Here is a 13,042-nt window from a genome sequence, read left to right as displayed (position 1 = left end):
TTTTTGTTTTTTCGTGAGGAGGCCGGATGGCCATCAAATCAGATCGCTGGATACGACGCATGGCCGTCGAACACGGCATGATCGATCCCTTCGAGCCGAGTCAGGTGCGCGAAGGCGAGCATGGGCGGGTGATCTCCTATGGCACCTCGAGCTACGGCTATGACGTGCGCTGTGCCGATGAGTTCAAGATCTTCACCAATATCAACTCGGCGATCGTCGATCCCAAGAACTTCGACTCCAGCAGCTTCGTCGATCTCAAATCCGATGTCTGCATCATTCCGCCGAATTCGTTTGCGCTGGCGCGCACGGTGGAATATTTCCGCATCCCCAGGAACACACTTGTGTTGTGCACGGGAAAAAGCACCTATGCAAGGTGTGGAATTATCGTCAATGTGACCCCTTTGGAACCTGAGTGGGAAGGTCACGTCACCCTGGAGTTCTCCAACACCACGCCGCTGCCGGCGAAGATCTACGCCAACGAGGGCGTAGCGCAGATCCTGTTCTTTGAGTCCGACGAGGTCTGTGAGACGTCTTACAAGGATCGCGGTGGCAAGTACCAGGGACAGCGCGGTGTGACCCTGCCCAAGTCCTGAATCCAGGATCATGGCCTGAACCGAGTGGTGCCTTGGTTCACGCCATCGGTTCAGTGTGCGCCTTAGAGCTTTGGCAACACGATGGGGTCGCGCTTCCTGGGGTTGTGGCGATAGAGCGCGGCGACATGGCCAACGCGGCTCACGAGATCCGCGCCAGTGCGTTGGCAGATCAGGCCGATGGCGGCATCGCGCTCATCACGGTCGCCGGCGTTGACGCGGACCTTAATCAATTCGTGATGGTCGAGCGCGCGCTCGATCTCGGCCAGCACAGAGTCGGTGAGGCCCTGTTGTCCGATGAGCACCACAGGCTTGAGATGATGGACCTGGGGCTTGATCCAGCGTTTCTGTTTCTCGGTGAGGGTCATGGGGGTCGATCTTTTCGGGTGTAAACGGGAGTAGGCCGCTGCGAGGGGCGTCCGAAATGACGCTCGAACGAGTCGGGACGCCATCCTACTCGAATTTCCGTCCCGGCGTGGCGCGCGTTGGTTCGCCGCCCAGCGACTGCTACAATGTCAACCCTTTCATCACCGGCCATGTGCGCCTTAAGGAGACGCCTTGTCCTCGCTCATCGATCATCGCTACCTCATCACCCCCGGTAGCACACTGCGCGGACGTCTGCGCGTGCCGGGCGACAAATCGATCTCGCATCGTTCCATTATGCTCGCGTCCATCGCCGAGGGGCGTACCCAGGTCAGCGGCTTTCTGGAGGGGGCCGACGCCCTGGCCACGCTTGCGGCCTTCCGCGCCATGGGTGTGCCGATCGAGGGGCCGAACGAAGGCGAGCTCGTGATCGAGGGCGTCGGGATGCGTGGTCTGCGCGCACCCGAAACGACGCTCGATATGGGCAATTCGGGCACGGCCATGCGTCTGCTGGCGGGGCTGTTGGCCGGACAGGGGTTTTCGGCCACGCTGGTGGGCGATGAGTCACTGACCCGCCGTCCGATGCGCCGTGTCACCGAGCCGCTGGCGCTCATGGGCGCCAAGATCCGCACCAGCCCAGCCGGTACCGCGCCCTTGATCATTGAGCCGGTAGATCATCTGAACGGCATCGAATACCGCCTGCCGATGGCCAGCGCCCAGGTCAAGTCCTGCCTGATGCTGGCCGGACTCTATGCCGAGGGTGAGACCTGCGTCACCGAGCCAGAACCCACGCGAGACCACACCGAGCGCATGCTGACCGCCTTCGGCTACTCGGTGCGCCGCCAGGGTTTGCGCGTCTGTCTCACCGGTGGGGGACGCCTGACCGCCTGCCGACTGCGCATCCCTGCCGACATCTCATCCGCCGCCTTCTTCCTGGTCGGTGCCAGCATCGCACCCGGGTCCGATCTATTGCTGGAGGAGGTCGGCATCAATCCGACCCGGGTCGGCGTCATCAATATCCTGCGCGCCATGGGGGCCGACATCGAACTGCTCGACAAACGCAACGCTGGTGGTGAGCCGGTGTCCGACATCCGCGTCAAGTCGGCCCGGCTGCGCGGGATCCGGATCCCGGTCGATCAGGTGCCCCTGGCCATCGATGAGTTCCCTGTCCTCTTTATCGCCGCCGCCTGCGCCGAGGGCGAGACGGTCCTGACCAGGGCCGAGGAGCTACGGGTCAAAGAAAGCGACCGGATCCAGGTGATGGCCGAGGGTCTGATCAAACTCGGCATCCAGGCCGAACCCACCCCAGACGGCATCCGGATCCAGGGCGGCACCCTGGGCTCGGCCACGGGCGAGAACGCGATCGAGACCCAGGGCGACCACCGCATCGCGATGTCCTTTGCCATCGCCGGACTGCGCGCCACCGGACCGATCGAGGTGCGCGACTGTGCCAATGTCGAGACCTCCTTCCCAGGCTTCCCGGCACTCGCCGCCCGCGCCGGATTGCGGATCGAGGAACAGCGTCCATGACCTCGATCCCGATCCTCACCATCGACGGTCCCTCTGGTACCGGCAAGGGCACGCTCATGCAGCTCCTGGCCGAGCGGCTCGGTTGGCACGCGCTCGACAGCGGTGCACTCTATCGGGCCTTGGGTCTGGCCGCTGCTCGGCAGGGACTGGATCTCGATGACCCCCAGGCGCTGATCCCACTGGCTACCGCCTTGCCGGTCGAGTTCCAGGCCAGACGGGTGCTCCTGTCCGGCGAGGACGTGACCGACACCATCCGCACTGAAGAGGCCGGTCTGGCCGCCTCGCGCGTGGCCGCCCATCCGGGCGTGCGTGCGGCCCTACTCGACCGGCAGCGCCACTTCGCCCGCTTGCCTGGACTGGTGGCCGACGGGCGCGACCTGGGTACCGTGGTCTTCCCCCAGGCACGGCTGAAGATCTTTCTCGACGCCAGCCCCGAGGTCCGCGCCGAACGCCGCTATAAACAGTTGAAGGAAAAGGGGTTGAATGCTAACCTCGCCCGACTTGTAGCGGACATCCGCGAACGGGACGCGCGCGACCGGTCCCGCCCAGTGGCCCCTCTGTGTCCTGCCGAGGACGCTGTATTGGTGGATTCCACCCAGATGTCCATTGCCGAAGTGCTCGATCGCGTCCTGGAAGAGGTTAGGCGCGTCTTTCCAGAAGCGATCGCCTGAGGCCCCTCAAGGCCGCTTGCATCCAGCCGACTCAACTTGGAGCAGCGACGGACAGCGGTCAAAACAGGCAGGGTCGATGTGGAAACCTCGACCTCATTCATTTACTCAAAACACCTCTCGTCCCGGATGGGACGAGACAGCGCGCCATTCTCAGGATACTTGGATCTCATGACCGAAAGCTTCGCCGAACTCTTCGAACAAAGTCTGAACACCACCCAGCTTCAGCCGGGTACCGTTGTCGTCGGCACCGTCATCGACATTACCGCCGACAACGTCGTGATCAATGCCGGGCTCAAGTCCGAAGGCATCATCCCACGCAGTCAATTCCTCAACCCCGAAGGTGAGCTGGAGGTGGCGATCGGCGACCAGGTCGAGGTGGCCCTCGAGGCCGTCGAAGATGGCTTCGGCCTGACCCGTCTCTCGCGCGAAAAGGCCAAGCGTTTCGCGGCCTGGGATTATCTGGAGAAGGCGTACGAGAAGGGTGAGACCGTCAAGGGGCTCATCAACGGCAAGGTCAAGGGTGGCTTCACTGTCGATTTGGGTACGGTGCGCGCCTTCTTGCCAGGCTCTCTAGTCGATGTGCGTCCGGTACGTGACACCACCTATCTCGAAGGCAAGGAACAAGAATTCAAGGTCATCAAGCTTGATCGCAAGCGCAACAACGTCGTGGTCTCGCGCCGCGCCGTGGTCGAGGAAGAGTACAGCGCCGAGCGTGAACAGCTTCTCAAAAACCTCGAAGAGGGCATGGAGGTCAAGGGTGTGGTCAAGAACCTCACCGACTATGGGGCCTTTCTGGATCTGGGTGGTATCGATGGTCTGCTGCACATCACCGACATGGCCTGGCGGCGCGTCAAGCATCCGTCTGAGGTGGTCGAGATCGGTGACGAGATCACGGTCAAGGTGCTCAAGTTCGATCGCGAGCGTCAGCGTGTCTCGCTCGGCCTCAAGCAGATGGGCGAAGACCCCTGGGTCAACATCTCGCGTCGTTATCCCGAGGGCACCCGTGTCTTCGGCAAGGTCACCAACATCGCCGACTACGGCTGCTTCGTCGAGATCGAGGAGGGTGTCGAGGGTCTGGTGCACGTCTCCGAGATGGACTGGACCAACAAGAACATCCATCCCTCCAAGGTCGTCAACCTGGGCGACGAGGTCGAGGTCATGGTGCTCGACATCGACGAGGAGCGGCGCCGCATCTCGCTCGGCATCAAACAGTGCACCATGAACCCCTGGGAAGAGTTCGCTGCGACCCACAAGAAGGGTGATCACGTCTCCGGCAAGATCAAGTCGATCACCGACTTCGGGATCTTCATCGGTCTCGAAGGCGGTATCGATGGTCTGGTGCATCTGTCCGACATCTCCTGGGACGAGACGGGCGAGAATGCGCTGCGTCGTTATAAGAAGGGCGACGAGCTTGAGACCGTGGTGCTCTCGGTCGACCCCGAACGCGAGCGCATCTCGCTCGGCGTCAAGCAACTCGACAAGGACCCCTTCTCCAGCTTCGTTGCCCTGCACGAGAAGGGGAGTGTGGTCAAGGGCGTGGTCACCGAGGTCGATGCCAAGGGTGCGACCATCACGCTCGGTGAGGGCGTCGAGGGCTATCTGCGTGCCTCTGAGATCTCGCGCGATCGGGTCGAGGACGCTCGGACCGTGCTCAAGGTCGGCGAGGAGATCGAGGCCAAGTTCCTGGGTGTCGATCGCAAGAACCGCACCCTGTCGCTGTCGATGAAGGCCAAGGACGCCGAGGACGAGCAGAGCGCGATCAAGGGCTATTCGCGCGATGCGTCCGCTGCCACTGCCACACTCGGCGACATCTTCAAGGAGCAGATGGAAGAGGCTCAGCGCGGCAGCTAAGGCCTGAGCCCCTTTCAGCCGCAAGGATATGGGGGTCGCGCCATTAGGCCGATCCCCGATCGATTTTCCGTGGAGTCAAACGATATGACGCAATCGGAGTTGATCGATACTTTCGATTCAGGGAGCGTTTCCCGCAAACATCTAACCAAGTCGGATCTGATCGACATTCTAGCCGCCGACCAGGACCACCTTCCTTACAAGGATGTCGAGGAAGCGGTCAAAAAGATCCTTGAGCGCATGAGCACGGCGCTTGCCAACGGAGAACGGATCGAGATCCGTGGGTTCGGCAGTTTCTCTCTCCACTACCGCCCGCCGCGCTTCGGGCGTAACCCCAAGACGGGCGAGTCGGTCGCCCTGGCCGCCAAATACGTCCCGCACTTCAAGCCGGGCAAGGAGTTGCGCGATCGCGTCAATCAGGCGTTCCAGAAGAGGCGCTCGCCAGCGATCCCTGAAGATAACGAGGCAAAATCTGTCTTGATGTCTGCCGAGATCGGCTAAGTTTTGCATTCCGGCCTTCATCGCCGCCTCCTTAGGCGGGTGTCAAGGCCTAAGCGAGCTTGCGTGTATCCGAATCTCATCGACCCTGACCGACTCGCGGTCGTCCCGAATCAGGGCGCGGTTGGCCGGAAAACGGCAGATAAAGCGCGACCCGCGCCCAAGCTCGCTGGTGATCCTGAGCCGTCCATCGTGCCGGTTGAGCACATGCTTGACGATCGCCAGTCCCAGACCCGTTCCGCCCGATTCGCGTGAGCGCGCGCGGTCGACGCGATAGAAGCGCTCGGTCAGCCGCGGCAGATGCTCGGATGGAATGCCCGGACCATCGTCGGTGACGCTAAATTCGACCCCATCGATATCATGCTGCCAGAGGATACGGATGTGCGTGCCCTCGGGTGTGTGCTTGACTGCGTTGAAGATCAGATTGGAGAAGGCGCTGCGCAGCTCAGGCGAGCTGCCGAGCAAGAGCAGATCTTCATCGATTCGAGTCTCGAAGATGTGCCGGCCCTGGCTTAGGGTCTGAGCCTCCTGCAAGATCAGATGGAGCTCGTCTGGTACATCCACGGTCTCCTGTTCTTCGGGACGCTCGCTCATCTCCAACCGTGAGAGTGTGAGTAGATCCTCGATGATTGAGCACATGCGATCGGTCTGGTTGCGCATCAGGGTCAGCGGACGCCGATGCTGGAGCGGGGTGTCGGATGCATCGAGCAGGGTCTCCAGAAAACCGGCGATCACGGTCAGGGGTGTGCGCAATTCGTGCGAGGCATTGGCGACGAAATCGCGCCGAATCATATTGAGGTGATAGATCTTGGTGATGTCGCGTCCGACCACCAGCCGCTGTTTCTTGCGCTCACCAAAGGGCGTGATGCGCAATGACAGCATGATCGCGCGGTTATGCTCGGGCGCGATGTCGAGCGGACGCATATACTCACCCGCCTCGATGAAGGGCAGGATCTCGGGCTGTTTCAGGATCTCCGTGAGGGGGCGATGGTCGTCCTCGGGCCAACGGATATTCATCAACTTGGAGGCCGCCGGATTGGCCCATTCGACGCGATGGTGTTTGTCGAGGATGACCAGGGCATCGGGAAGGGCATTGGCCGCCTCGCGAAAGCGTCGGCTGAAGCGGATCTGACGCCTGCGACTCTTGCGCCCGCGTTGCTGATAGCGCGCGATCCCGCGATAGACCTCACCCCAGAGCCCGAGCGGAAAGGGTGGGGCAAGTCGATGGCGGCGCTGGATCAGGAGCGCAAGCCGGATCAGTAGCCAGGGGTAGCGCAGCAGGGGTGGCAGTAGCACCCAGGGCCAAACCCAGGCCGGATCGACACCGAGCGCGACTGTGGTCAGTCCCAGGGTGATCGGCGCGAGCAGTAGGGCCAGATCGATTAACGCGGCCTGTCCCAGATCGCCACGAATCAAGTCCATGCGCTACGGATCTTCGTTCAAATCTTGTCCGAGAAGCGATAGCCGACGCCGCGCACGGTTTGCAAAAGCCGGTCATGTCCGGTCGGCTCCAGTGCCTTGCGCAGACGGCGTACATGCACATCGACGGTGCGCTCCTCGACATAGACCTGATCGCCCCAGACCTGATCGAGTAACTGCGAACGGCTGAAGGCGCGGTCGGCATGGGTCATGAAGAAGTGCAGCAGCCGGTATTCGGTCGGTGCGATCTCGATCGGGCGACCGCCGGCCGTGACTCGATGCCCGAGATTGTCCATCACCAGTCCGCCGATCTCGATCTCGTCGCTGGCCTCGTCTGGCTTGGCACGCCGCAACACCGCCTTGACGCGCGCGACCATCTCGCGCGGCGAGAACGGCTTGGCGATATAGTCGTCGGCGCCGGTGTCGAGTCCTTTGACGCGATCCTCCTCCTCGCCGCGTGCACTGACCATAATGACTGGGATCGATTTGGTCTTGGGGCTCTGCTTGAGCTGCTGCGCAAGCTCCAGCCCGGAGCGCCCGGGCAGCATCCAGTCAAGCAGGATGAGGTCCGGGTTCTCGCTGCCCAAGAGTTTGCGTGCCTCATCGGCGTGACCGGCCTCCATGACGCGGAAGTCCGAACTCTCGAGCGCGAACCGCATGACCTCGCGGATGTCCGGCTCATCATCGATGACAAGAATGGTGGTCATGGGGATATGGACCTGAAAGCTGAAACGGAACAGCGCACCAGCGCTGGAACACGAATGATTTTATGGACGATCAATGACGGTTACATGACCGCCTCGTCCGAATTGCTCGCGCAGCGCGACCCAAGCTTGCCGAGGCTGTGCTGCAAGACTAGTGTAACCCCCTCATGACACAAGAGAGGCCCTGTGACCCCGAGGTGCGGGCCTCTTTAAGGAGACTCTGAAATGACAGAAGGCGAGATCCTGAAACGCGAGTTGATCTATCAGGGCAAGGTCATTGAGGTCGCCGTCGAGACGGTCGCACTCCCGGACGGTAGCCAGGTCGATCTAGAGTTGGTGCGCCATCCGGGCGGCGCGGCGGCGGTGGCCATCGACGAGCAGGAGCGCGTCTGTCTGCTGCGTCAATTCCGGCATGCGGCCAGGGGCTGGATCTGGGAGCTGCCGGCGGGCCGCCTCGATGCTGGTGAGACCCCGCTGGCAACCGCGCGGCGTGAGCTGGCCGAAGAGGCCGGGCTACAGGCCAACGACTGGATCGATCTGGGTCCAATGTACAGCTCGCCCGGGATCTTCAACGAGGTCATCCATCTATGGCTGGGGCGCAGTCTGACTGAGCTGCCGCACGCCCATGAGCACGGCGAGGTGATCGAGATCCACTGGATGCCGTTAAGCCAGGCGCTCGACTGGTGCGACGATGGCACCATCATCGACGGCAAGACACTGGTTGGCCTTTATCGTGCCGGGGCCTATCTACGCGGTCAGGCCGAGATGCGCTTGGAAGATCCAGGGTGTTGATTGCCCGCATTGCCGTTGCTGGCTCGTCCAACTAGACTTGATTTCTTGGCGCTCAGATCGGGTCGCCGGCGGTAACACAGGTCCATGTTACATTCAATGACACTCGATAGAGATACAGGCGAACCGGACTGGGATACCCCCTTGTCCCTGACGCTCACCCCTGCCCTCCTCATCCATGCCCTCATGTCCACGGCGAGCGCCGTCCATACCGGCTGGAGTAGCTGTATCGATGACAGCCTGGTCATCACCAACCAGATCGCCATGGACGATCAGTCCGGTCACTATGTTCGGCTCGTCGAACAGGAGTTCGTCGAGGATGATCAACCGGATATGGTCTGGCACGATTGGACGCTGGAACTGCGCCTTGGCTCGGTATTGATCACCGGGCACTGGCAGTGTCCGGCCAGCGCCCATCCGTCAGAATGGGACTGGAACGCCCGCGAGGCCGAACGCGCCTTCGAGCATGCCTGTGTCCTGATCGGTCGGCGCGTGCGGCGCAGCATTCAGGTCGAAGAACCTGTCCTGGAAGACATCCCGCGCGTGCGGCGTCATTAGACACCCGACATACGACTCACGACCGCTTGGGAGGGTTTTGCTTCAATGAAGATCACGGTTGATGTCGAGATCACCCCCGAAGAAATGCGCAAGCTCTTCGGCCTCCCGGACGTCGAGGCCTTTCAGCGCCAGCTCATGGAGGACATCCGGGAGCGCATGCAGGCGGGGGCCGAGGGCTATGACCCGCTCAAGCTCTTTCAGCCCTATCTGTCCGGGACGCTGGCCTCCTGGGACTATTTCCAGAAGCTCATCTCGAGTCTTCCGGCCTCTGGTGCCAAGAGGGATGGGGACGGATCCAAATAACGCGCCTTCCAGTTGGTGCGCGTTTCGAGAGCTTGATCGAGGGGTGGTCGAGCGATTGGCGCGTCTGGTGGTGTCGTCGCTGGTTTTATTGTCCAGACTGGCGGCCGCTCAGGACTGTGTCGACTGGGACGCCGCACCCATGCCCGAACCGCACTACATCCCAATCCAGGACGGTACGGTCTATGATCACAGCACGGGATTGATGTGGAAACAGTGCCCAGAAGGCTCAGGCGGGGTCGGCTGTGCGATGGGCGAACCGCAGACATTCAGGCTAGAAGAGGCGAGATGGCGTGCGCGTGACTCGCGTTTTGCTGGTTATGCCGACTGGCGCCTGCCGACCCAGGATGAACTGCGCTCCCTGTTGCGTCGCCGCTGCCATGGACTCGGCATCGACAGCGTCACCTTTCCGCGCACACCAGCGGGATACTTCTGGACCTCAGATCCGGCGACCTATTATCCCGACAGCGCCTGGACCCTCGACTTCCGCCGTGGCCATCTCGGCTATGGCACGTCGCGCGATGCCTTCTATGTCCGGTTGGTCCGGGACGCCGGATCCTGTTCGCCGGCGCGGCCTGCAACCTGTCTGCCGCATGCCGAGCGGACACTCGAACCCCACGATGGTCGCGAGCCGGGCATGGAAGAGGAGAGCGATCAGCTCAACCCCTGATCCGGACCGATCCGACGCGGTTCATCCAGCACCTCGCCGTCGAGACAGGGGCGCCCAGACCCATCGAGCCACAGCCGGCCCTCGGCAAACCAGCGCACCACGGTCGGATAGAGGCGGTGTTCCTGCTTGAGGACCCGTGCTGCCAGGGTGTCCGGGTCGTCCCCGGGTTGCACCGGGACCCGCGCCTGAAGGACCACGGGTCCACCATCGAGCTCGGGGGTGACGAAATGCACGCTGGCGCCATGCTCGGTGTCGCCAGCCTCGAGCACGCGCCTGTGGGTATGCAGTCCCCGGTATTTTGGGAGCAGCGAGGGATGGATGTTGAGCAACCGTCCGCGATAGTGCGCGACGAACTCCGGCGTCAGGATACGCATAAAACCAGCCAGCACGACCAGGCCTGGGTCATATCCATCGATCGTCTTCGCCAAGGCGACATCGAAGCTGGCACGATCCGGATAGTCGCGGTGGTCGATGACCTGGGTCGGGATGCCGTGGCGCCGTGCGCGTTCCAGTCCAAAGGCCGTGGGTTCGTTGCTGATGACGGCCCGGATCCGGTAGGGTGCGCCCTGTTCCTGGGCATCGATCAGGGCCTGGAGATTGCTTCCGTTGCCTGAGATGAGTACGACCACGGCCAGCGGTGTGCGTTCAGAGGGCATGCCGACCGCCTTGATAGATGACCCGAGGTGCACCCTCGCTCGCCTCGATCTCACCGATGACCCAGGCCGTCTCACCCTGAGCACGCAGATGGTCCAACGCGGTCTCGACGTCCTCTGCGGCCACGCCGATCACCATCCCAACCCCACAGTTGAAGGTCCGCCGCATCTCGGACTCAGCGATGCCACCCTGACGCTGGATCCAGTCAAACACCGCCGGAGGGGTCCAGGAGTCGAGATCGATACGGGCCTGGGTCCCGGGTGGCAGCACCCGCGGGAGGTTGTCGGTCAGACCACCGCCGGTGATGTGGGCCAGGGCATGGACGCGCTGCAGCCGGGTTAGGGCGAGGACCGAGCGGACATAGATCCGGGTCGGCGCCAGCAGGGCCTCGCCCAGCGTCGTCTCGCCCAAGGCTTGGTTTAGATCCGCGCCTCTGGTCGCAATGATCTTGCGGATCAGCGAATAGCCGTTGGAATGCGGCCCCGAGGAGGCGAGCGCGATCAACCGATCTCCTGGCCTGACCCGCTCGGGCTGGATGAGATCGTCCCTCTCGACGATACCGACACAGAAGCCGGCGAGGTCATAATCGCCCGCGCCATAGAGCCCGGGCATCTCGGCGGTCTCGCCCCCGACCAGGGCGCAGCCGGCCAGGGTACAACCGCGCGCGATGCCGCCGACGACTTCAGCGGCGACCTCGACGTCCAGCTGGCCGGTGGCATAGTAATCGAGGAAGAACAGAGGCTCGGCCCCGCTGACCAGGACGTCATTGACACACATGGCGACCAGATCGATCCCAATGCTGTCATGACGCCCCAGTTCGATCGCCAGCCTGAGCTTGGTGCCCACCCCGTCGGTGCCCGAGACCAGGACCGGGCGGCGAAAGCGCTCCAGCGGCAGCTCGAACAGCGCCCCGAACCCGCCCAGCCCATCGAGTACGCCGGGGCGGTGCGTGGCGGCGGCCAGTGGCTTGATCCGCTCGACGAGTCGGGTGCCGGCGTCGATGTCGACGCCGGCCGCGCGGTAACTGAGGGCTGTGGATAGAGGCGAGGAATCCTGCGGCACGCGATGGCTCCAGTCTTGACGAATCGAGGTGCGCTAGTATAGCCGTCATCTCTCCTTCGTGTGTTGCCTAGGCGTCGGCGCCATGAGTCTGTTGAAGCTCAGTGATCTCCCAAACATCATCAGTGTGTTGCGGCTGATCGCCGTGATCCCTGTGGTCTATCTGCTCGTGGTTCAGGAATTCGGTTGGGCCTTGATCCTGTTCGTCATCGCTGGGATCTCGGATGGGCTCGACGGCTTCTTGGCCAAGCACTATGGTTGGCAGAGTCGGCTCGGGGGTCTGCTCGATCCCTTGGCCGACAAGATCCTGCTCGTGTGCTGCTTCCTGGTGCTCGGGTCCCAGGGGCTCATTCCGCTCTGGCTGGTGTTGGCGGTGATCTTTCGGGATCTGGTGATCGTCAGCGGCGCCCTGCTTTACAACTATCTGGTCGCCGAGGTCGAGGCGGCCCCCATCCTCATCAGCAAGGTCAATACGGCGATGCAGATCCTACTGGTCGTGGCCGTCATCCTCGATGCCGGGGTCGTGGATCTGCCGGAGGTCTTGATTGGGGCGTTGATCTGGGCCTGTCTGATCACCGTGGTGGTCAGCGGGGTGCAGTATGTCTGGATCTGGGGCCGCAAGGCGATCGCCAAAGGGCGCAAGCCTGACTGAGTTCAGGCGATGTCATCGGAGGACTGCAGGAGGCGCCGGACCAGGGGGATGCTTGGCAGACGCTGCTCGCGGAGGCTGAGACTATCGAGCCGCGCCAAGAGATCGAGCAGAGAGGCCGGATCACGCGCAGCGTGGCTCATGATGAAGCGCACCAGCTCCGGGGCCAGCCGCATCCCGCGGCTGTGCGCCGCCTCCAGCAGGAGCTGCTCAGAGTCCAGATCCGACAACGGCAGCAGCCGATAACGCGGACCCCATAGCAGACGCGAGGCCAGATCTGGCAGCCTGAACCTCAGGCTTTCGGGCGCGGCATTGGTCGCACCGAGCAATGAGCGTCCCTGCTCGCGTATCCGGTTGAAGAGGTCGAAGAGGGCGCGCTCCCAGGCCGGGTCGCCGACGATGCACTGGATATCGTCGATCGCCACCAGATCCAGCTGTTCCAGGTTCTCCAGCATCGCCGGATCCAGATCCGCCATCCCGAGCGGTACGAAATGGGCCTGACGCCCGAGGCGCGCGACGGCCTGGCAGGCGGCTTGAAGCAGATGGGTCTTGCCCGTGCCGGTCGTGCCGAAGAGCAGCACATAGGGCTCGCCGGCGCCCCGTGCCATAGCCGTGACGGCCTCCAGGGCCTCGGCATTCGGCCCTGGACGATAGGACTCCAGGGTCGGCTCGGGGTGCCGTTCGAGTGGCAGATGGAGCTGCGGGGTCGAGCCGTTCAACTCGGGCCTCGCCTGGGCCTC

16 protein-coding genes are annotated in these 13,042 nt (G+C 62.8%); 10 read left to right on the top strand and 6 right to left on the bottom strand.

From position 1 onward, the window contains the following. The first annotated feature begins 26 nt into the window (after window positions 1-26). Window positions 27-593, top strand: a complete 567-nt coding sequence (gene dcd, locus E6P07_RS08645) for a dCTP deaminase (protein WP_153975234.1) — start codon at window positions 27-29, stop codon at window positions 591-593. 62 nt (window positions 594-655) lie between these two features. On the opposite strand, the gene yhbY is transcribed toward dcd, so the two are convergent. Then, window positions 656-958 carry a ribosome assembly RNA-binding protein YhbY gene (yhbY, locus tag E6P07_RS08640; RefSeq protein WP_153975233.1) on the bottom strand — a complete coding sequence of 101 codons (303 nt, stop codon included), beginning with the start codon at window positions 956-958 and terminating at the stop codon, window positions 656-658. A gap of 190 nt (window positions 959-1,148) precedes the next feature. On the opposite strand from yhbY, the gene aroA reads away from it, so the two are divergent. The 4 genes from aroA to E6P07_RS08620 all read left to right on the top strand — a co-directional run bounded on the left by aroA (window position 1,149) and on the right by E6P07_RS08620 (window position 5,503). Then, entirely contained in the window at window positions 1,149-2,483 is a 1,335-nt protein-coding gene (gene aroA / locus E6P07_RS08635; protein ID WP_153975232.1) for a 3-phosphoshikimate 1-carboxyvinyltransferase, read from the top strand. Then, window positions 2,480-3,154, top strand: a complete 675-nt coding sequence (gene cmk / locus E6P07_RS08630) for a (d)CMP kinase (RefSeq protein ID WP_153975231.1) — start codon at window positions 2,480-2,482, stop codon at window positions 3,152-3,154. The genes aroA and cmk overlap by 4 nt, the downstream gene beginning before the upstream one ends. Window positions 3,155-3,322: 168 nt before the next feature. Next, on the top strand, window positions 3,323-5,005 hold the full coding sequence (gene rpsA / locus E6P07_RS08625; RefSeq protein WP_153975230.1) for a 30S ribosomal protein S1: 1,683 nt from the start codon (window positions 3,323-3,325) through the stop codon (window positions 5,003-5,005). Window positions 5,006-5,089: 84 nt separating this feature from the next. Continuing rightward, window positions 5,090-5,503: an integration host factor subunit beta gene (locus E6P07_RS08620; protein WP_153975229.1), complete on the top strand. Its 414-nt coding sequence runs from the start codon at window positions 5,090-5,092 to the stop codon at window positions 5,501-5,503. 42 nt (window positions 5,504-5,545) lie between these two features. Here the strand turns inward: E6P07_RS08620 and phoR are convergent, their stop codons facing one another. Together phoR and phoB are read right to left on the bottom strand one after the other, a co-directional pair. Continuing rightward, window positions 5,546-6,922: a phosphate regulon sensor histidine kinase PhoR gene (gene phoR, locus E6P07_RS08615; protein ID WP_153975228.1), complete on the bottom strand. Its 1,377-nt coding sequence runs from the start codon at window positions 6,920-6,922 to the stop codon at window positions 5,546-5,548. 17 nt (window positions 6,923-6,939) lie between these two features. Further along, a complete protein-coding gene (gene phoB, locus E6P07_RS08610) occupies window positions 6,940-7,626 on the bottom strand; it encodes a phosphate regulon transcriptional regulator PhoB (protein WP_153975227.1) in 687 nt (228 codons plus the stop codon). A gap of 222 nt (window positions 7,627-7,848) precedes the next feature. On the opposite strand from phoB, the gene E6P07_RS08605 reads away from it, so the two are divergent. The 4 genes from E6P07_RS08605 to E6P07_RS08590 all read left to right on the top strand — a co-directional run bounded on the left by E6P07_RS08605 (window position 7,849) and on the right by E6P07_RS08590 (window position 9,940). Next, window positions 7,849-8,415 carry an NUDIX hydrolase gene (locus E6P07_RS08605; protein WP_153975226.1) on the top strand — a complete coding sequence of 189 codons (567 nt, stop codon included), beginning with the start codon at window positions 7,849-7,851 and terminating at the stop codon, window positions 8,413-8,415. A 96-nt stretch (window positions 8,416-8,511) separates the two neighbouring features. Continuing rightward, the gene (locus E6P07_RS08600) at window positions 8,512-8,970 is read left to right on the top strand and encodes a hypothetical protein (protein WP_153975225.1); all 459 of its coding nucleotides are present in this window, start codon (window positions 8,512-8,514) and stop codon (window positions 8,968-8,970) included. Window positions 8,971-9,015: 45 nt separating this feature from the next. Next, window positions 9,016-9,273, top strand: a complete 258-nt coding sequence (locus E6P07_RS08595; RefSeq protein ID WP_153975224.1) for a DUF6489 family protein — start codon at window positions 9,016-9,018, stop codon at window positions 9,271-9,273. 43 nt (window positions 9,274-9,316) lie between these two features. After that, complete coding sequence (locus tag E6P07_RS08590) at window positions 9,317-9,940, top strand: Lcl C-terminal domain-containing protein (protein WP_246172796.1); 624 nt, start codon at window positions 9,317-9,319, stop codon at window positions 9,938-9,940. Here E6P07_RS08590 and purN read toward each other — a convergent pair. Together purN and purM are read right to left on the bottom strand one after the other, a co-directional pair. After that, on the bottom strand, window positions 9,925-10,596 hold the full coding sequence (gene purN, locus E6P07_RS08585) for a phosphoribosylglycinamide formyltransferase (protein ID WP_153975222.1): 672 nt from the start codon (window positions 10,594-10,596) through the stop codon (window positions 9,925-9,927). The two genes, E6P07_RS08590 and purN, sit on opposite strands and share 16 nt — an antisense overlap. After that, the gene (purM, locus tag E6P07_RS08580; protein WP_153975221.1) at window positions 10,586-11,656 is read right to left on the bottom strand and encodes a phosphoribosylformylglycinamidine cyclo-ligase; all 1,071 of its coding nucleotides are present in this window, start codon (window positions 11,654-11,656) and stop codon (window positions 10,586-10,588) included. The genes purN and purM overlap by 11 nt, the downstream gene beginning before the upstream one ends. 91 nt (window positions 11,657-11,747) lie before the next feature. Between purM and E6P07_RS08575 the strand changes: the two genes are divergently transcribed. Continuing rightward, on the top strand, window positions 11,748-12,305 hold the full coding sequence (locus tag E6P07_RS08575; protein WP_153976187.1) for a CDP-alcohol phosphatidyltransferase family protein: 558 nt from the start codon (window positions 11,748-11,750) through the stop codon (window positions 12,303-12,305). Window positions 12,306-12,307: 2 nt separating this feature from the next. Here the strand turns inward: E6P07_RS08575 and hda are convergent, their stop codons facing one another. After that, window positions 12,308-13,021, bottom strand: coding sequence for a DnaA regulatory inactivator Hda (gene hda / locus E6P07_RS08570; protein ID WP_153975220.1), 714 nt, complete (start codon window positions 13,019-13,021; stop codon window positions 12,308-12,310). Window positions 13,022-13,042 lie beyond the last annotated feature (21 nt).

This window comes from Thermochromatium tepidum ATCC 43061, from assembly GCF_009664085.1.
GTDB lineage: Bacteria > Pseudomonadota > Gammaproteobacteria > Chromatiales > Chromatiaceae > Thermochromatium > Thermochromatium tepidum.
The sequence above is the reverse complement of the archived record's forward strand: the minus strand, read 5'-3'. Positions and strand labels throughout refer to the sequence as shown.

Excerpts from the sequence above, each read along its gene's own strand:
- purN (WP_153975222.1), bottom strand. The coding sequence starts at position 10,596 with ATGCCCTCTGAACGCACACCGCTGGCCGTGGTCGTACTCATCTCAGGC.
- phoR (WP_153975228.1), bottom strand. The coding sequence starts at position 6,922 with ATGGACTTGATTCGTGGCGATCTGGGACAGGCCGCGTTAATCGATCTG.
- rpsA (WP_153975230.1), top strand. The coding sequence starts at position 3,323 with ATGACCGAAAGCTTCGCCGAACTCTTCGAACAAAGTCTGAACACCACC.
- E6P07_RS08620 (WP_153975229.1), top strand. The coding sequence starts at position 5,090 with ATGACGCAATCGGAGTTGATCGATACTTTCGATTCAGGGAGCGTTTCC.
- E6P07_RS08605 (WP_153975226.1), top strand. The coding sequence starts at position 7,849 with ATGACAGAAGGCGAGATCCTGAAACGCGAGTTGATCTATCAGGGCAAG.
- E6P07_RS08595 (WP_153975224.1), top strand. The coding sequence starts at position 9,016 with ATGAAGATCACGGTTGATGTCGAGATCACCCCCGAAGAAATGCGCAAG.
- E6P07_RS08600 (WP_153975225.1), top strand. The coding sequence starts at position 8,512 with ATGACACTCGATAGAGATACAGGCGAACCGGACTGGGATACCCCCTTG.
- phoB (WP_153975227.1), bottom strand. The coding sequence starts at position 7,626 with ATGACCACCATTCTTGTCATCGATGATGAGCCGGACATCCGCGAGGTC.
- dcd (WP_153975234.1), top strand. The coding sequence starts at position 27 with ATGGCCATCAAATCAGATCGCTGGATACGACGCATGGCCGTCGAACAC.
- yhbY (WP_153975233.1), bottom strand. The coding sequence starts at position 958 with ATGACCCTCACCGAGAAACAGAAACGCTGGATCAAGCCCCAGGTCCAT.
- cmk (WP_153975231.1), top strand. The coding sequence starts at position 2,480 with ATGACCTCGATCCCGATCCTCACCATCGACGGTCCCTCTGGTACCGGC.